16 protein-coding genes are annotated in these 18,228 nt (G+C 65.8%); 8 read left to right on the top strand and 8 right to left on the bottom strand.

Annotated elements, in window-relative coordinates:
• The first annotated feature begins 12 nt into the window (after positions 1–12).
• Both prpF and PanNE5_RS15605 read left to right on the top strand, forming a co-directional pair.
• The gene (gene prpF, locus PanNE5_RS15600; RefSeq protein WP_017233383.1) at positions 13–1,203 is read left to right on the top strand and encodes a 2-methylaconitate cis-trans isomerase PrpF; all 1,191 of its coding nucleotides are present in this window, start codon (positions 13–15) and stop codon (positions 1,201–1,203) included.
• A 154-nt stretch (positions 1,204–1,357) separates the two neighbouring features.
• Complete coding sequence (locus PanNE5_RS15605; protein WP_150564022.1) at positions 1,358–2,806, top strand: bifunctional 2-methylcitrate dehydratase/aconitate hydratase; 1,449 nt, start codon at positions 1,358–1,360, stop codon at positions 2,804–2,806.
• 122 nt (positions 2,807–2,928) lie between these two features.
• Here PanNE5_RS15605 and PanNE5_RS15610 read toward each other — a convergent pair whose 3' ends face one another.
• Positions 2,929–4,080 carry a glycerate kinase gene (locus tag PanNE5_RS15610; RefSeq protein WP_150564023.1) on the bottom strand — a complete coding sequence of 384 codons (1,152 nt, stop codon included), beginning with the start codon at positions 4,078–4,080 and terminating at the stop codon, positions 2,929–2,931.
• A 384-nt stretch (positions 4,081–4,464) separates the two neighbouring features.
• Here PanNE5_RS15610 and PanNE5_RS15615 point away from each other — a divergent pair, with 384 nt between their 5' ends.
• The 4 genes from PanNE5_RS15615 to glpK all read left to right on the top strand — a co-directional run bounded on the left by PanNE5_RS15615 (position 4,465) and on the right by glpK (position 9,190).
• Positions 4,465–4,977, top strand: a complete 513-nt coding sequence (locus PanNE5_RS15615) for a hypothetical protein (RefSeq protein WP_261938332.1) — start codon at positions 4,465–4,467, stop codon at positions 4,975–4,977.
• A 130-nt stretch (positions 4,978–5,107) separates the two neighbouring features.
• Positions 5,108–5,932, top strand: coding sequence for a DeoR/GlpR family DNA-binding transcription regulator (locus PanNE5_RS15620; RefSeq protein ID WP_017233387.1), 825 nt, complete (start codon positions 5,108–5,110; stop codon positions 5,930–5,932).
• A gap of 177 nt (positions 5,933–6,109) precedes the next feature.
• Positions 6,110–7,648 carry a glycerol-3-phosphate dehydrogenase gene (gene glpD / locus PanNE5_RS15625; protein WP_017233388.1) on the top strand — a complete coding sequence of 513 codons (1,539 nt, stop codon included), beginning with the start codon at positions 6,110–6,112 and terminating at the stop codon, positions 7,646–7,648.
• A gap of 30 nt (positions 7,649–7,678) precedes the next feature.
• Positions 7,679–9,190 (top strand): glycerol kinase GlpK, encoded by a 1,512-nt coding sequence (glpK, locus tag PanNE5_RS15630; protein ID WP_261938333.1) that lies wholly within the window; start codon positions 7,679–7,681, stop codon positions 9,188–9,190.
• Between the two features lie 693 nt (positions 9,191–9,883).
• Here glpK and PanNE5_RS15635 read toward each other — a convergent pair.
• Together PanNE5_RS15635 and PanNE5_RS15640 are read right to left on the bottom strand one after the other, a co-directional pair.
• Positions 9,884–10,588, bottom strand: coding sequence for a fumarylacetoacetate hydrolase family protein (locus tag PanNE5_RS15635; RefSeq protein WP_017233390.1), 705 nt, complete (start codon positions 10,586–10,588; stop codon positions 9,884–9,886).
• A gap of 110 nt (positions 10,589–10,698) precedes the next feature.
• A complete protein-coding gene (locus tag PanNE5_RS15640; protein WP_017233391.1) occupies positions 10,699–11,118 on the bottom strand; it encodes a VOC family protein in 420 nt (139 codons plus the stop codon).
• 179 nt (positions 11,119–11,297) lie between these two features.
• Here PanNE5_RS15640 and PanNE5_RS15645 point away from each other — a divergent pair, with 179 nt between their 5' ends.
• The gene (locus PanNE5_RS15645) at positions 11,298–12,215 is read left to right on the top strand and encodes a LysR family transcriptional regulator (RefSeq protein WP_261938334.1); all 918 of its coding nucleotides are present in this window, start codon (positions 11,298–11,300) and stop codon (positions 12,213–12,215) included.
• Here the strand turns inward: PanNE5_RS15645 and PanNE5_RS15650 are convergent.
• Genes PanNE5_RS15650 through PanNE5_RS15665 form a run of 4 tightly spaced genes read right to left on the bottom strand, consistent with a single transcriptional unit; the run spans position 12,212 to position 16,812 of the window.
• Positions 12,212–13,720 carry an efflux transporter outer membrane subunit gene (locus PanNE5_RS15650; protein ID WP_261938335.1) on the bottom strand — a complete coding sequence of 503 codons (1,509 nt, stop codon included), beginning with the start codon at positions 13,718–13,720 and terminating at the stop codon, positions 12,212–12,214. The genes PanNE5_RS15645 and PanNE5_RS15650 overlap by 4 nt on opposite strands.
• A gap of 7 nt (positions 13,721–13,727) precedes the next feature.
• Positions 13,728–14,870: an ABC transporter permease gene (locus PanNE5_RS15655; RefSeq protein ID WP_017233394.1), complete on the bottom strand. Its 1,143-nt coding sequence runs from the start codon at positions 14,868–14,870 to the stop codon at positions 13,728–13,730.
• Entirely contained in the window at positions 14,867–15,850 is a 984-nt protein-coding gene (locus PanNE5_RS15660) for an ABC transporter ATP-binding protein (protein WP_017233395.1), read from the bottom strand. Before PanNE5_RS15660 ends, PanNE5_RS15655 begins: the two co-directional genes overlap by 4 nt.
• Positions 15,847–16,812, bottom strand: coding sequence for an HlyD family secretion protein (locus tag PanNE5_RS15665; protein WP_410007535.1), 966 nt, complete (start codon positions 16,810–16,812; stop codon positions 15,847–15,849). Before PanNE5_RS15665 ends, PanNE5_RS15660 begins: the two co-directional genes overlap by 4 nt.
• A gap of 182 nt (positions 16,813–16,994) precedes the next feature.
• On the opposite strand from PanNE5_RS15665, the gene folE reads away from it, so the two are divergent.
• Positions 16,995–17,561 (top strand): GTP cyclohydrolase I FolE, encoded by a 567-nt coding sequence (folE, locus tag PanNE5_RS15670; RefSeq protein ID WP_150564032.1) that lies wholly within the window; start codon positions 16,995–16,997, stop codon positions 17,559–17,561.
• Between the two features lie 78 nt (positions 17,562–17,639).
• Here the strand turns inward: folE and PanNE5_RS15675 are convergent, their stop codons facing one another.
• Complete coding sequence (locus tag PanNE5_RS15675) at positions 17,640–18,218, bottom strand: YbhB/YbcL family Raf kinase inhibitor-like protein (protein WP_051060136.1); 579 nt, start codon at positions 18,216–18,218, stop codon at positions 17,640–17,642.
• Positions 18,219–18,228 lie beyond the last annotated feature (10 nt).

Below are 18,228 nucleotides of genomic sequence, written 5' to 3' on the forward strand. Positions count from 1 at the left end.
AGGAGAGACGTGATGGCGCATCAGCCACAAATTCGAATACCCGCCACCTACATGCGTGGCGGCACCAGCAAGGGCGTGTTCTTCCGCCTGCAAGACCTGCCCATCGCCGCACAGGTGCCGGGCACAGCGCGCGATGCGCTGCTCATGCGCGTGATCGGCAGCCCGGACCCCTACGGCAAGCAGATCGACGGCATGGGCGGGGCGACGTCGAGCACGAGCAAGACGGTCATCCTCGCGAAGAGCGAGCGACCGGAGCACGATGTGGACTATCTGTTCGGGCAGGTGTCGATCGATCAGACGTTCGTCGACTGGAGCGGCAACTGCGGCAATCTGTCGGCGGCCGTCGGCCCGTTCGCGATCAGCGGCGGCTTGGTGGATCCGGCGCGGGTGCCGCGCGATGGCGTGGCCGTCGTGCGTATCTGGCAGGCCAACATCGGCAAGACGATCATTGCGCACGTGCCGATGACGGACGGTGCGGTGCAGGAGACGGGGGATTTCGAACTCGACGGCGTGACGTTCCCGGCCGCCGAAGTCCAGCTCGAATTCCTCGATCCGGCCGCCGAGGACGACGGTGAGGGGGGAGCCATGTTCCCGACCGGCAACCTCGTCGATGACCTCGAAGTCCCCGGTGTGGGCACATTCAAGGCGACGATGATCAACGCCGGCATTCCCACCATCTTCCTCAATGCCGAGGACATTGGCTACCGGGGCACGGAGTTGCAGGACGCCATCAACAGCGACGCGAAGGCGCTGGCGATGTTCGAGACGATTCGAGCGCACGGTGCGATCCGCATGGGGCTGATCAAGGACGTGTCCGAAGCCGCGACGCGTCAGCACACGCCGAAGGTCGCGTTCGTGGCGAAGCCGGCGGGTTATACGGCCTCGAGCGGCAAGCAGGTGAACGCGGCCGATGTCGATCTGCTGGTGCGCGCGCTGTCGATGGGCAAGCTGCATCACGCGATGATGGGCACGGCAGCCGTTTGCATCGGTGCGGCGGCGGCGATACCGGGCACGCTCGTCAATCTCGCGGCCGGCGGCGGTGTGCGCGACGCCGTGCGCTTCGGGCATCCGTCGGGCACGTTGCGCGTGGGCGCGCAAGCGACGCAGGAAGGCGGCGAGTGGACGGTCACCAAGGCCCTCATGAGCCGCAGCGCCCGGGTATTGATGGAAGGATGGGTGCGCATTCCGGGCGACGCGTTCTGAGGGGGTAACCTTCGCCCCACGATGAGCGTGGGGCGGTGTGGCGATTCCGGCGGCCGGCGAGCATTGCGCTCTCCGGCCGCTTATCATGGGAGGTCTCGGCAAGCCGCTTCGTCTTCAGGATGGCGGCTTTCGTCAACGTCACAGGAGGCCGTCCATGTCCGCAGGCATCTCGAATGTGCGTCCCGCGCCCGACAAGGTGCTGACCGATATTGTCGACTATGTTCTCACCTATGAGATCCGCAGCGATCTCGCCTTTGAAACCGCTCGCCACTGTCTGATCGACACCCTCGGGTGCGGCTTCGAGGCGCTGTCCTATCCCGCGTGTACCAAGCTGCTCGGCCCCATTGTGCCGGGTACGGTCGTGCCGAACGGGGCAAAGGTTCCCGGCACGCCGTATCAGCTCGACCCGGTGCAGGCGGCGTTCAGCCTGGGCGCGATGATTCGCTGGCTCGACTTCAACGACACGTGGCTGGCGGCCGAATGGGGGCATCCGTCCGACAATCTCGGCGGCATTCTCATGACGGCCGACTGGCTCTCACGCACGGCGGTGGCGCAGGGGCAGCCGCCGCTGACGATGCGCCATGTGCTCGCCGCAATGATCAAGGCGCACGAGATCCAGGGCTGCCTGGCGCTGGAGAATTCGTTCAATCAGGTCGGACTCGATCATGTGGTGCTGGTGAAAGTCGCGTCGACGGCGGTCGTTGGGGAAATGCTCGGGCTTTCGCGCGATGAGCTGATCAACGCGCTCTCGCTCGCGTTCGTCGACGGGCAGAGCCTGCGCACCTATCGTCACGCGCCGAACACGGGCAGCCGCAAGTCATGGGCGGCGGGCGACGCCACCAGCCGCGCGGTGCGACTGGCCCTCATGGCACGTTCGGGCGAGATGGGCTACCCGTCGGTACTGACCGCCAAGACGTGGGGCTTCTACGACGTTTTGTTCAAAGGCCAGCCGTTCGCGTTCCAGCGGCCGTATGGCGAGTACGTGATGGAGAACGTGCTGTTCAAGATTTCATTCCCGGCGGAATTCCACGCGCAAACGGCGGCAGAGGCGGCGATGACGCTGCACGCTCAGTTGCAGGCGATGGGACGCAGCGCGCAGGACATCCGGTCGGTGAAGATTCGCACGCATGCGGCGGCGATTCGCATCATCGACAAGCAGGGGCCGCTCGCCAATCCGGCGGATCGCGATCACTGCATCCAGTACATGGTGGCGGTGCCGTTGCTGTTTGGGCGACTGACCGCGGGCGACTACGAGGAGGCAGTTGCCACCGACCCTCGCATCGATGCGCTGCGTGCGAAGATCGTCTGCGAGGAAGATCCGCAATTCACGCGGGATTATCACGATCCCGACAAGCGATCGATTGCCAACGGGCTGACCGTCACCCTGAGCGACGGGACGGCGCTCGACGAAGTGCTGGTCGAATACCCCATTGGCCACAAGCGTCGCCGAGCCGAGGGCATTCCCCTGCTCGTAGAGAAATTCAAGACGAATCTGACGCGGCGCTTCGCGGCGCGCGCGCAGGCCCGCATTCTCGACGTCGCGCTCGATCAGCAACGACTCGAGGCGATGCCGGTGCATCAATTCGTGGATCTGATGGTGTGAGCGCCGGGAGGCGTGCGTCGCACGCGCTGTGTTGTGCTGCGGCGGCGCTCGGGGTGGCGGATGTTTGATTGACGAGCGCGCGAGCGGCCCGATGACTGTCGGGCCGTCGCGGCGACTCGGATTCAGCCCTTGTGCGTGTAACGCAGGCGCGTCATTTGTTCCGCGCTGTCGGCCAGCAGGCCGGCCGCATCGGCAATCGCCTTCTCCAGCGTGGTCGGGCCGAACGTCAGCGAGAAGCATCCCGAGAACACGCGCGACAGGCTGTCGAGCGCGCTACGGTCGATGGCGCCCGAGAGCAGCGAGGCCGTCGCCCCGGCCTTGATCGCCACCTGCGCGGCAATCATCGGGGTCTTGCCGGAGAGCGTCTGACCGTCGCTGCGGCCTTCACCGGTGATGAGCCAGTCGGCCCCTTCCACCGCTTGCGGCAGCCCGACGCGCTCGGCCACGACTTCCGCACCAGAGCGAAACTTCGCACCCAGCAGGTGCAGCGCAAAGCCCAGGCCGCCCGCCGCCCCTGCGCCCGCGCGGCTGGCGGCTTCATTGGCGTTGAACGCGCGATGCGCATGGCCGGCGAAATGCGCGATGGCACGGTCGAGCGGCTCAACCTGCGCGTCGCTCACGCCCTTCTGCGGCCCGAAAATCGCCGTGGCGCCTTGCGGGCCGTTGAGCGGATTGTTCACGTCGGACATGGCGATCAGTTCGCAGTCCTTCAGGCGGGCGTCGAGTCCGTTCAGATCGATTGACGCCACGCGATGCAGCGCGGCGGGCACCGGCGGCACCGCTTCTCCCGACGCGTCGAGCAAGCGCGCACCGAGGCCGACGAGAAGGCCCGCGCCACCGTCGTTGGTGCTGCTGCCGCCCAGGCCGATGAGCACGCGGCGTGCGCCGGTATCCAGCAGTGCGCGCAGCAGTTCTCCCAGGCCGACCGTCGAGCGCTCGGCCACTGGCGTCTGCATTCCGACCGGGTCGGTAATGCTCACCACGTTGGCGCTTTCCAGCACACCCGTGCCGTCGGGCATGAGGCCATACTCGGCCATGACCGATGCCTGGCCGGCGCCACGCACCGAGAGTGGTACACGGCGTCCGCCTGCGGAGAGCAGGGCGTCGAGCGTGCCTTCGCCGCCATCTGCCATCGGACGCAAGCGCAGGTCGGCCTGCGGCAGTACCCGCGCAATGCCGGATGCGATGGCGCGCGCCACTTCCGGGGCACTCAGCGAACCTTTGAACGAATCGGGGGCGATGACGATGATTGGGGCTTGCGCATTGCTGGACATGGAAATCGGGACAGTCGCAAAAAGGTATACGGGTTGGCAGGATTCACGTGCGTGTCATGCCCGCGAGTTGTTATCGCTTATGACTTACCGGCCGGACGGTTGATCCTGGGCCCGGTAGACGGGATGGCACGTCGGCTCGCAGCAGGGTGGGGCGCGAGACGATGCGACGCAGTGTGACAGAAACCAGCAATATACGCGATTCGGGCCAGCGCGCATTGCGCGAATTGCCATGCTATGAATAACGCGGGTAAGATGAGCGCCAACTGACCGTGCGTCGCCCGAAAGGCCGCGCGGCCCGTGCAAGCCGGCGCCGATGCCTGGCTTGTTGCGGCAGAAGAACGACAATGCGTGTGCGACAGCCATTTGCGAGCGTGGAGCGGGGGCATGAACCGGGGCAAAGACAGGAATTCGGGCACGTCGCGCGTGTCGCGGCGCAGGGCGGCGCGCGCGATGGCCGCATCGGCCGCAGCGAGTATCGGGCTCGTCGTGTTGCTGGCTGGGTGTGCGCAGACGACGCCGGTCGTCGCGCACGACGATCCGCCGGTGGGCAGCGTGGCCGACGTTGCACCGGAAAATGTAAAAGTCGAGACGTTCCCCGCCTATCGCGACACCGTTGCGGATGCCCGTGGCAATGGTGCTGTCTGGCAAGGGTCGTCGAAGAAGACCACCGCCCGCGTGAGTACCTGCACGGCGCATCTGTGGAAGCGGCAACTGCCGCATGCACGGGTGCAACGCTCGAAGGCAGGCGCGGGCCAGACACTTGAACTCTCCTCCAGCAACGACGGCGTGCTCGCCGTGCTTGACCTGGCGCCGCACAAGCCGGGTAGCGAAGGCACGTTGTATCTCGGTTCGACGGCCTCCCAATCGCTCGCCGATGCCGTGCGCCGCTGCCTCTGACGGCGTCGCGCCAGGCGACGAGGCAGGCGCTCATGCGGCGGTCACGATAACGTCATACCCCGTCGGGGTATCATGACGGCGAACGCGTGGCCGGCCGGGCCGCGCGAAGGCTTTTACTGCGTGCGTGCCGATGTCTCATACTGAACCGATCGACGTCTCCGAGGCGCAAACGAATGCCGGCGATGCCGAGCAGGCGTCGCTGAATCCGCGCCAACAGGCGCTTTTCGACGCCGTTCGTCGCGATGGCTTTCTCACGGTCGATGAACTCGCCGCACGCTTCGAGGTAACGCCGCAGACGATCCGGCGGGACATCAATTTCCTGGCCGAACGCAAGTGGGTGCGTCGCTACCACGGCGGCGTCGGGCTGCCGGGCGGGGCCGAGAACGACGCCTACGATGCCCGTCAGACCCAGTTGGCCGACGAGAAGCGACGCATCGCCGTACGTCTTGCCGAACAAATTCCCGATCACGCCTCGCTCTTCATCAACCTGGGCACCACGACGGAAGCCGTGGCCCGTGCACTGTCGCGTCATCGTGGGTTGCGCGTCATTACCAACAATCTGCACGTCGCTGCCATGATGAGCGGCTATGCGGACGCCGAAGTCATCATTGCCGGCGGCGTGGTGCGCGCACGCGACCAGGGCGTGACGGGCGAAGCGACGCTCGATTTCATCCGTCAGTTCAAGGTCGATTTCGGCATCGTCGGTATCTCTGCCATCGATGCCGACGGCACGCTGCGCGACTTCGACTACCGCGAAGTGCGCGTGGCCGAGGCGATCATCGCGCACTCTCGTACCGTCTTTCTGGCCGCCGATCACAGCAAGTTCGGGCGCCCGGCGCTCGTTCGCCTGGGGCACCTGTCACAGGTTGATGCCCTGTTTACCGATCGCCCGGTGCCCGCTGGCATGGCCGACGTGATCGCCGAGGCCGGTACTCTGGTACACGTCGCGGACTGACGAGGGGGCATCAACCCCCGTCAGGCGCGTATTCGCGCATCGGGACCGTAGAATGCGCGAATTCGAAGCTCCAGTACGCCAATCTGTTAGAATTCGAACATTGATGTTCGTAAACGAATATAAAGCGAACATTTTCGAACTTTTCCTGATTTGACGCTCAACCCCCGGAGTGACGACGTGCAGACACCCGCTCAATCGCCATCGGACAACACACGGCCTCCCTACGACCTGCTGGTCGTGGGCGGCGGGATCAACGGAACGGGCATTGCGCGCGACGCGGCCGGTCGCGGCCTGCGCGTGTTGCTCGTCGAGCAGGACGATCTGGCGTCCCACACGTCATCCGCGAGTACCAAGCTGATTCACGGGGGGCTGCGCTATCTTGAGTATTACGAATTCGGCCTGGTGCGCAAGGCGTTGCAGGAGCGCGAGGTGCTGCTGCGCGCCGCGCCGCACATCATGTGGCCGCTGCGCTTCGTGATGCCACACATGCCGAATCTGCGACCGGCGTGGATGATTCGCGCGGGGTTGTTTCTCTACGATCACCTCGCCCGGCGTGAAATCCTGCCCGGCTCGCGCGGTATCGATTTGCGCCAGCATCCGGCGGGCGCTCCGCTGCGTCGCGATTTGACGCGCGGCTTCGTCTACTCGGACGGCTGGGTGCAGGACGCGCGTCTGGTCGTGCTCAATGCGCAGGACGCGGCCGAGCGCGGCGCGACGATTCTCACGCGCACGCGGCTCACGGGCGCCGAGCGTGGCGAGCGCCTGTGGACGGCCCAACTCGAGACGTCCGAAGGTGCGCACCAGACCGTGCGTGCGCGCGCCATCGTCAACGCGGCCGGGCCGTGGGTCGGTCATTTGCTTGGCGACGTGTTGCACCAGCAGGCCACGCATCGCGTGCGCATGGTCAAGGGCAGCCACATCGTGACACGCAAGCTGTTCGATCACGATCACGCCTACATCTTCCAGAATCCCGACAAGCGCATCATCTTCGCGATCCCCTACGAGCGCGACTTCACCCTGATCGGCACGACCGACATCGAATATCACGGCGATCCGGCGAACGTCGCGATCAACGACGATGAGATCGCCTATCTCTGCCAGTCCGCCAGCCAGTATTTCACCCGACAGATCGCGCCTGCGGATGTCGTCTGGACTTACGCGGGCGTGCGTCCGCTGATGGAGGAGGAAGTCTCCAACCCGTCGGCGGTCACGCGCGATTACAAGCTGGAACTGGACGCGCCCGGCACGCGCGCCCCGCTGTTGTCGGTGTTCGGCGGCAAGATCACGACCTACCGTCGACTCGCGGAAGAAGCGATGTTGCATTTGCGCGGCCCGCTGGGTTTCGCGCACGGCGATTGGACGGCGGGCGCGCCGCTGCCGGGCGGCGATATGGCCGAGCCGGATGCCGGTGCGTTCGAAACATCGCTGCGTGCGCAGACGTCGTGGCTGCCGCCGGCGCTCGCGCATCGATACGCGCGCACCTACGGCACGCGCACGCATGTGCTGCTTGGCGAGGCGAATTCGCTCGACGGACTGGGGCGGCGCATCTGCGGCGATCTCTACGAGGCCGAGCTGCGCTATCTTGCGCAATACGAATGGGCGCGCACGGCGCAAGACGTGCTGTGGCGCCGGACCAAACTCGGTCTGCATCTCGGCAAGGATGGCGAAGCCAGCGTGCAACAGTGGTTTGCCCAGCAGGCGGAAATGGCGGCCTGAGTTCCGCTGAATAAACAGGAGACGTCGGCAATGTCAGGAGGCGCGTACATCCTCGCGTTCGATCAGGGCACGACCAGCTCGCGAGCGTTGCTGTTCCATCGCGATGGCCATGTCGTGGCGACCGCGCAGAAGGAATTCCGTCAGATTTATCCGCATCCGGGCTGGGTCGAGCACGACCCGCGCGACATCTGGGCGACGCAGGCCGGGGTCGCGGCGGAAGCGCTGACGGACGCCGGTGTCGGGGGGCGCGACATCGCGGCCATCGGCATTACGAACCAGCGTGAGACGACCCTCGTATGGGATCGTCGTACGGGCGAGCCGGTGTACAACGCCATCGTCTGGCAGGACCGCCGCACGGCGGATTTCTGCGATGCGCTGCGTATGCAAGGGCACGACGATCTCGTTGCAAGCCGCACCGGGCTTCGGCTCGACGCCTATTTCTCGGGCAGCAAGATCCGCTGGATTCTCGACAACGTGGCCGGTGCGCGCGACGCCGCCAACGCCGGGCACCTGGCCTTCGGCACCGTCGATAGCTGGCTCGTGTGGCATCTGACCGGTGGCAAGTTGCATGTGACCGACGTGTCGAACGCGTCGCGCACGCTCCTGTTCAACATCCACACGCTCGACTGGGACGACGAACTGCTCGCGCTGCTCGATGTGCCGCGCAGCCTGTTGCCGGAGGTTCGCTCATCGAGTGAGGTATACGGACACACGGCCACGTCGCTGTTCTCCGTGCCGGTGCCGATTGCAGGCATCGCGGGCGATCAGCAGGCGGCGCTCTTCGGGCAAATGTGCCTCTCGCCTGGCATGGTGAAGAACACCTACGGTACGGGGTGCTTCATGGTGATGAACACCGGCGACAAGCCGCACGCGTCGCGCCATAATCTGCTCACGACGGTGGCCTGGAAGATCGGAGACCGCGTCGACTATGCCCTCGAGGGCAGCATCTTCATCGGTGGCGCGGTCGTGCAGTGGTTGCGCGACGGGCTGGGCATCATTCGCCATTCGCGCGATGTCGAGGCGCTCGCGACCAGCGTGCCCGACGCCGATGGTGTCGTGCTGGTGCCCGCGTTCGCCGGACTGGGCGCGCCGCACTGGCAACCGCGCGCGCGTGGCACGCTGTTCGGCGCAACGCGTGGCACGACGGCGGCGCACGTGGCCCGTGCCGCGCTCGACAGTATCGGATTCCAGACGCTCGATGTCTTGCGCGCGATGGAGGCCGACGCGGGGCTGCATGTGTCGGAGCTGCGTGTCGACGGCGGCGCCGCGGCCAACGATCTGCTGATGCAATGGCAAGCGGATTTGTTGGGCGCGGACGTGGTGCGCCCCAAGGTCATCGAGACGACGGCGGCCGGCGCCGCCTATCTGGCGGGGCTGGCCGTCGGCTTTTGGCCGGACATCGACACGTTGGCGCACCAATGGGAATTGCAGCAACGTTTTTCCCGCAAGCTGTCCGCGCAAGACATCAGTCGTGCCGTCAGCGGCTGGCAACGCGCGGTGCGCGCGGCGAAGTGCTGGGCGGAAGACGGCGAGGCTCCCTGACGAGGGTGAGCCTCAGCGCAATGCCCGACCGGGCGCGACGTGGCGCCGATCGACGGCGGCGTCGTGTCGCCGATGACGCCAGCTCGCACACCGCTCGCGCGGATGACGGCGGGCCGATTTGGCAGGACTCGCGGGCGCGAGCGATCTGACGCAGGGACTTAGGGCGCAAGGCCCCGTGCGGCGCATTTGCATGATCCCCTCCCTGACGATTTCCCATCGTCTGAACCGAATCGATCATCGGTGCAATCCGTCCGCGCTCGGGGCGCTCCCGGCGAGGGATAGGCATCGGGCGTGCCGGGGCCATGTGGCGTGCATGGCGTGATTCCCGAGGCAGTTGGCCCTGGCGATGAGGCTTCCCCGAGGGCGGACGGCTTGCATCGTTCATGATGCGAGAAGCGTGCCAGTGATAACAACGCCTTGAATCAAAAGGGAACTTGAACGCTCGACGCGAAGCGTATCTCGTCGTTCGATGAAAAACGTTTCAGGAATGAACGGCAAAGCGGGGAGGGCATGCTGAATGTGTCGCGGGTGACGGCAAATTAGGCAATGGACTTGACACCTAATGCCAGCGGGCGTTTGCGCCGTCGGCGGGACACTTATGCATAGGGTTATCAACAGTTGCTGTGGATATCCCGGTCGAGGTGTCCCGGCCGACGCACCGGTGCGGCGTTCGAAGCGATCGAACGACGCGCGTCAGGCGGCAGGCTTCTGGCCGATGGCGAAGGCGATCTCACCCACACCGGCCACGCCGGCGCTGACCTTGTCGCCGGGTTCGAGCGGCCCGACGCCGGCGGGGGTGCCGGTAAAGATCAGGTCGCCCGCGGCGAGCTTCACGCTGCGCGAGATCTCGGCAATCAGATCGGGGACCGACCAGATCAGTTCGTTGAGATCACCGGTCTGGCGGTTCTCGCCGTTCACGTCAAGCCACACGCGGCCTTCCTTCGGATGGCCGACCTCGGCCACGGCGTGCAGCGGGCCGCATGGGGCCGACGCATCGAACGCCTTGCCCCAGTCCCACGGACGGCGCGTGTCCTTGGCTTGCTGTTGCAGGTCGCGACGGGTCAGATCGACGCCAACGCCATATCCCCACACCAGCGAGAGCGCATGATCCGCATCGATGTTTTCGCCATCGGCACCGATGGCGACCACCAGTTCAATCTCGTGGTGCAGTTCGCTCGTGAGCGGCGGGTAGGGCAGCGTGCCGTTGGCGGCCACGACAGCGTCGGCCGGCTTCATGAAAAAGAACGGCGGCTCGCGATCCGGATTGCTGCCCATCTCGCGCGCGTGCGCAGCATAGTTGCGGCCGACGCAGAACACGCGACGCACGGGGAAACGGGCATCGCTGCCCGCCACGGCGACCGACGCCTGGGGCGGCGCCGAAATAACGAATTGGCTCATGAGAAGACTCTCGGCTGATACGAAACAATGACGGAAAAACACAGGCGCCGACACGAGGCGGCGCCTTGCATGCCGTCGCGCCTGACCGCGCGAACGACAGCGCAACAGTATTACTTGGCAAAGACCTGCGACATATCCGCGAACGCTTTGAACTCCAGCGCGTTGCCGGCCGGGTCATAGAAGAAGAGCGTCGCTTGCTCGCCCACCTGCCCGGCGAAGCGAATATGCGGCTCGATCACGAAGCGGGTGCCCGCGGCACGCAGGCGATCGGCCAGCGCGTGCCATGCCGGCATGTCAAGGATAACGCCGAAATGCGGGACGGGAACCTCATCGCCGTCGACCGGGTTCGTGATTCGCTTGCCGGCGTCTTCCGGCGCGAGATGGGCCACCAGTTGATGACCGAAGAAGTCGAAGTCGATCCAGTGATCCGAACTGCGGCCTTCGGCACAGCCCATCACGTCGCCGTAGAAGCGGCGGGCCGCATCGAGGTTGTCGACAGGGAACGCGAGATGAAAGAGCGGTGTTGCCATAGGAAACTCCAATGCCATTTGGTGAGAAGCGAGCACCGAATCCGGCGAGCGCTATCGGAAATGCTGTCCTGGGTCATCGGTGGCGTGAACGGCGTCACCGATTTGCGGTAAATTCTATCCATCGATAAAAACAATCCAAAACGAATAATTCGAACGCTCAGGCAGAAAATTTTCGATCCATGATCCGCTATCTGAAAACCTTCGTCACGGCAGCCGAAACCGCTTCGTTCTCGGCGGCGGGGGCGCGACTCGGATTGACCCAGTCGGCCGTGAGTGCGCAGATTCAGCGACTTGAAGACGATCTCGGTGTGCGACTTTTCGAGCGCACCGCCCGCGCCGTGACCTTGTCCGACGATGGCCGTCGATTGCTCGCCCAGGCGCAGGGAGTGATTGCCGGCTATCAGGCGATGCGCGGCGAGGCGGGCGTATACGGGGGGCAGGCGGCGCTCGCGCCGATCCACGTCGGCGCGATCCTCACGGTGCAACTGGGTCTCCTGCCCGGCGCGATGTCGCGCTGGACCGCGCTCGGCGCGATGCCGCATCTGAACATCGTGCCGGGCATGTCCGTGCAGCTGCTCGCGCAACTCGATGCCAAGGAACTCGATCTGGCGGTGATGATCCGTCCGCGTATCGGCGTGCCGGCCGATATGAAATGGCTCACCCTCATGCATGAGCCGTACGTGGCGATCGCGCCCAAAGGCACGGGCGGAACGGTGGCCGACTGGGCGCAAGCCCTGCCGTTCGTGCGTTACAACCGGCGCTCGTATGGCGGCGACCTCGTCGAGCGTTATCTGCGACGTCACCGGCTCTGGGTGCGCGAGGGCGTGGAGCTGGACGAGCCCGAAGTCATCTTGCGCATGGTGCGGGCGCGACTGGGATGGTCGATCGTGCCCGCGACGCTCATCGGTTTGCCGGTTGGCGGCAACGTGGGGGCGAAGCTTGCCAAGGGCGGTGCAACGGGCGTGCAGGTTCTCCCACTCAGCGGCGCGCCGCTCACGCGCGAGTTGGGGGTGTTGGTGCGTCAGCCAGCGCTTGGCCGCCCACCGGTCGCCACGCTGATGAAGTGTCTTGCGGACGAGGCGCAGTCGCGCGGCTAGGGCGTCGCCTGAACATTGGACGGCTCGACCATCGCTCCGCCCAACGCTTGCCACAATGCGGCCGTGTCCGTCAGGCGAGCCCCTTGCGCGTCGAGTCGCGCGCGTGTGGCGTCGAGCGCCTGACGCTGCACGTCGAGCCAGGCGAGATGACTGATGCCGCCCACCCGATATCGCTCGCTTGCGATCCGGAGCGCGGTTTCCGCTCGCCGGGCCGCGTCGGCACGTGCGGCCAGGGTGTCGGCATCGGAGGCCAGCGCGCGCAGGGCATCGGCGACCTGCACGAGGCCGAGCAGCACGGTGTCCTGATACGACGCCAGTGCGGCGTCGTATGCCGCGATGGCCGAACGCCGTTGCGCCTGCAATGCGCCGCCGCGAAAGAGCGGTTGCAGCAGGTTCATCCCGAGGTTCCAGATATTGATGCCATCGCCCAGATCGGCCAGTCGCATGCGCTGCGTGCCGAAGCTGCCGGAAAGCGTGAACTGGGGGTAGAGGTTCGCGGTGGCGACGCCGACATCGGCACTCGCCTTGTGCAGCAACGCCTCGGCGGCGCGGATATCCGGTCGGCGCCGGGCCAGCGTCGACGGTAGCGAGACGGGAACCGTCTGCGGTAAATGCAGGGTGTCGAGCTCGATGACGGGCGACGCGAACGCGCCAGGCGGCTGACCGGTCAAGCGCGCCAACTGGTGATCGTATTGCGCAATTTGCGTGCGCAACGCGGGCAGCTGGGCTTCGGTCTGGGCGACGAGTGTCGCCTGATTCTCGACGTCGAGCGTCGATACGCCCCCCGCGCGCTCGCGTGAGCGTGTGATATCGAGCTGCGCTCGTTGCGCCGCCACGATACCTTCGAGCGCCGAGAGCTGTGCCCGGGCACTGGCCTGGCGCAGGGCGGCCGTCACCACGTTGCCCGCGAGCGAGAGCCTGGCCGCGTCCAGCGTGAAGTGTTGATAGTCGATCTGAGCGGCGAGCCCTTCCAGCGCGCGGCGATTGGCGCCGAACACGTCGAGCGTGTAGGACACGTCGACGCTGGCGTTATACAAGGTGAACGGCCCGGGACTTGGCAAGCTCGTAATGCCGAACGACGCCGGATCGACCCGTTCGCGCGTGCCGGAGAGCTTCAGATTCGCCGAGGGCAGCGAGCGCGCGCCGTCTTGAGCACGAAAGTCCTCCTGCGCCTGACGCAGCTTCGCCTCGGCCTGACGTAGCGTTGGACTGTCGGTCAGCGCCTGGGCGACGAGGGCGTCCAGTGCGGGCGAGCCGAAGCGGGTCCACCAGGCGGACGGCACGTCCTCGCCGGCGACGAAGGTCTGCGCGGCGCTTTGCGCACCCGCCGCCCCGGCCGTCGTCGACGGTTGTGTGCCCGTGGTGTATTGCGCGACATGCGTAGCGTCGGGGGTGCGCCAGTCCGGTCCGAGCGCGCAGGCGGCAAGCATCGCGCTCAGCCCGAGCGCCAGCCACCGCGACCCGTAGGCGGGGCGGCGGCGATGCGCAAGTTGGGCAAGTCGCATGAGCGCCTCAGTCGAGGGTACGTTTGTAGAACTTCACGGCCACCATCATGAGGATGGCAGAGAAGGCCAGCAGCGGCCACAGATCGTGCCACGCATCGGCCCAGCCGTTGCCCTTGAGCAGAATGCCGCGAATGAGCCGGTTGAAATACGTCAGCGGCAGCAGGTTGCCGATGGCCTGCGCCCACGCGGGCATGCCGCCAAACGGGAACATGAAGCCCGAGAGCAGCATGCTCGGCAGAAAGTAGAACACGGTGAGTTGCATGGCCTGCAACTGGTTCTGTGCAAACGACGATAACGCGATCCCGACGATCAGGTTGGCCGCGATAAACACCAGCGCGGCGAGATAGATCGCGACGACACTGCCTTCGAACGGCACATGAAAGGCGAAGCGCGCGGCGATCAGAATGATGGTCGCCTGAAGCAAGCCAATGGCGACGTACGGCACGATCTTGCCGGTCATGACTTCGATGGGCAATACCGGCGTGGCGAGCAGGTTCTCCATCGTGCCGCGCTCGCGCTCGCGCACGATGGCAATGCCGGTCATCATCGCAAGCGTCATCGTCAGAATCACCCCCATCAGGCCGGGAATGATGTTGTATTGCGTGATGCCCTCCGCGTTATAGAGACGATGCACCTGCACGTCGAACGCCGCCTGCGAGCCGGCCAGATTCGCAAGCGGCCCCGTCAGGTCCTTTTGCGCGACGGACTGGGCGATGGCTGGCAAGGCGCCGAGCGCCGAGGCCATTGCCATTGGATCCGTCGCATCGGCCTCGATGAGCACGGCGGGCCGCTCGCCGCGCAACAGACGGCGAGTGAAATCGGCAGGAATGTTCAGCACGAACTGCGCGCGCCCCTGCGCGAGAGCGGCGCGTCCGGCATCTTCGCTGGTCAACGCCTCGGTAAAGCGAAAGTATCCCGAATGCTCCATCGCGGCCATGAAGCTGCGCGTGAACTCGCTGTCGTCGGCCACGAGCGTCGCGGTCGGCATATGCTTGGGATCGGAGTTGATGGCGAAGCCGAAGAGGGCCAGTTGCACAAGCGGCACACCCACGATCATCGCAAACGTCACGCGGTCGCGGCGCAGTTGCAGGAACTCCTTGCACACGATGCTCCACCACCGGGCGATCGAGAACCCGAGCGGCGCGCTCATGCCTTGTCTCCGAAGTTGTCTTTCGCGTGGCTCATCAGGTAAATGAACACGTCTTCCAGGCTCGTGTCGATGGGCGCGACCCGCAGCCCTCGTTCGCTGGCCAGGTCGTGCAGCAACTTGTCCAGGGCGGTGGCATCCCGCCCGCTCACATGCAGCGTATCGCCAAAGGCGACCGTCTGCGCCACGACGGGTTGCGCGCGCAGTTCGCGCGCCAGATCGATGAGGTTCTCGCCGTGCACCCGCCACGTCGACAACTGCTGGCGAGCGGTGACCTCGGCGGCCGTGCCTTGCGCGAGCAGTTCGCCATACGAGATGTAGGCGAGCTTGTGGCAGCGCTCGGCCTCGTCCATGTAATGCGTGCTCACGAGAACCGAGATGCCGCGCGAGGCCAACTCGTGCAATTCCTCCCAGAAGTCGCGCCGGGCGGTCGGGTCGACGCCGGCGGTCGGTTCGTCGAGCAGCAGCACCTGCGGCTCGTGCAGCATGCACGCCGCGAGCGCCAGGCGCTGCTTCCAGCCGCCGGAGAGCGACCCGGTCAGTTGCTTTGCGCGGCCCGTCAGGCCGAGCCGCTCGATGGCTCGCTCGACGGCGTCTCGCCGGTTCGGCATGCCATACACGCGCGCCACGAAGTCGAGGTTCTCGCGAATGGTCAGGTCTTCCCAGTACGAGAAGCGTTGCGTCATGTAGCCCACGTGACGCTTGATCTGCGCGCTCTCGCGCACGATATCGAAACCGAGGCACGTGCCGCTGCCCGAGTCGGGGGTGAGCAAGCCGCACATCATGCGAATGCAGGTTGTCTTGCCGCTGCCGTTCGGCCCGAGAAAGCCGAAGATTTCGCCGCGTTGTACTTGCAGCGACACATCCTTGACGACGTGCTTGTCGCCGAAGCGTTTGTTCAGACCCTTCACATCGATCGCGAGACGGCCCTCGTCGGCCGAGGGGGCGACGATCTCACGCGGGCGCGCATCGCGGCCGTTCATGGGCGCGTCACCTGCACCGGTTGCCCGGGATTGAGTTTGACGGCGTCTGCCGCGGCGGGATGTGCTTCGATCATGTAGACGAGCTTGTCGCGCGTGTCGTTGCTGTAGATGACGGGCGGCGTGTACTCGGCCTGATGGGCGACGTACGTGATGCGGGCGGGTACGCCTGCGCCGCATCCGTCGCAGGCGATGTGCACGGTCTGCCCCGCGCTCAGGGTGCCCAAGGCGGTCTCCGGCACGAAGAAGCGCACCTTGATGTTGCCTGGCGGCAGCAGACGCACGACGGGGCTGCCTGCCGCGACCCATTCGCCGATGCGGTACATCGTGTCGTACACGCGCCCGGCGGCGCTCGCGACGGCATGCTTCTGCGCGAGTTGCCAGTCGGCCTGCGCAAGCGCCGCGCGTGCCACATCGACCTGAGCGGCCTGCGCCTGGCGCTGCGCGTCGCGGCCCGGCAGTCGCGCGACCGCCAGACTGCTCTGCAACTCCTGCACGCGGGCGCTGCTGCTGCGGGCGTCGGCGCGGCTGGCGTCGAGCTGTTCGCGGGCAATTCCGCCGGCGGCGTATTGCGCCTGATCGCGGTCGAACTGCGCAAGCGACTTGTCGCGCACGGCGATGGCTTGCTTGAGTTGGGCGGCAGCGACGGCGATCTCGTCGGGGCGCTTGCCGGTTTCGAGATCGCGCAACTGGGCCTCGGCGCTGGCGAGCGTCTCGCGCGCGTGGGCCTGTGCGGCCAGTTCATAAGTGGCGTCGAGATCGAAGAGGGCCTCTCCCGCCTTGACCTCCTGGCCGCGGGTCACCGACAGCGTAGTCAGGGTGCCGGCCTGCGACGAGGCGACATAGACGAATTCGCCCTCCACATAGCCTTGCCACGGCCGGGCGGAGTGGTCGCCGCAGCCAGCCAGCGCGGCCATGGCGGCAAGGGTGATCGCGTTACTGCACATGCGGGGGCTTGCCGGCATGACGCGCCTCGTGCGTTGCGGTTGTTCGCTGCCACCTTAGCGCAAAAGCAGGGCAACGGGCAATCCGTCGCCATGCGCGGGCAGGGACTCTCTGCTATTGTGCGCACATGTCCGGCGGCGCACGGGGCGCGCGAACCTTAACAGCGCAGCGCACCGGACCTCATGCAAGGAGCTTGATTGATATGTCTCACGACACGTTCGACGAAAACGACTGGAAGCGATTCCTGAAACACATCGGCGAAGACCCGAACCGCCCCGGTCTACACGAAACGCCGTCGCGCGTTCAAAAGGCCTGGCGTCAATGGACGTCCGGTTACGGCCAGGATCCGGCCGAAGTGCTCAAGGTCTTCGAAGACGGCGCCGAGCAATACAACGAACTGATCGTCGTACGAGGGATTCCCGTCTACAGCCATTGCGAGCACCATCTTGCCCCGTTCTTCGGCAAGGCGACCATCGGCTACCTGCCCAACGGCAAGATCGTCGGATTGTCGAAGCTCACGCGTCTGGTCGACTGTTTTGCGCGCCGCCTGCAAGTGCAGGAGCGCCTGACCACGCAGATCGCCGAAGCGCTGATGACGCATCTGCAACCGAAGGCAGTCGGAGTGGTGGTGTCGTGTCGTCACATGTGCATGGAAAGCCGGGGTATTCGCACGGCCGGGGAAGAGACTGTGACGTCGGCGATGCTCGGTGAGTTGCAGCCGAACCTGGCGTTGCGCACGGAGTTTCTCGCGCTCGCTCGCGACAAATAGTCGCAGGAAGGCGTACCCACGAAAAGCGCTGGCGGGGATGTCCCGCCAGCGCTTTTTTTGCTGTGCGACGGCGAGCGCTTACCGGCCGTACCGCGCCACGACGGTCGAGCCGTTCAACGTGTGACCGGCCAGCGCAGCAGTCAGACCGTTGGCGTCGAGCCCCGGCGGCAGACGGCCCGGTTCCAGATCGGTGGCCGTCACCGTAATGATGTAGTGATGCGGCGAATCGCCGACCGGCGGACACGCGCCGCGATAGGCCATTGCGCCGCTGACGTTCTTGCCCAGCGTGACGTGCTCGTTCGTTTCATTGCCCGCCCCGGCCGCGAGCGACGAGACGGTCGCCGGAATGTTGTAGGCGAGCCAATGCACCACGCCGCCGCCTTTCGCGCCGTCCGGGTCCTTCATCGTGATGACCACGCTGCGCGTGGCTTGCGGCAGATGCTGCCACGCGAGCGGCGGGCTCACATTCTTGCCCCCGCACTCGCCCAGCCCGGCGTGGATCGCCGGCAGCATGCCGCCGTCGGCGAACGCGCTCGACGACACGCTCATGCCTTCGGCACAGGCCACCCCCGCGCCGGTGCCGAGCATCACGGCCACGGCTGCCGCGCCGGCGATTCGCAACGATTGCTTTCCCGTAGCGGATGAAAGTCGATTCATAAGCACGCCT

Origin of the sequence: Pandoraea sp. NE5, assembly GCF_024363545.1 — a bacterium.
Taxonomy (GTDB): domain Bacteria; phylum Pseudomonadota; class Gammaproteobacteria; order Burkholderiales; family Burkholderiaceae; genus Pandoraea; species Pandoraea cepalis.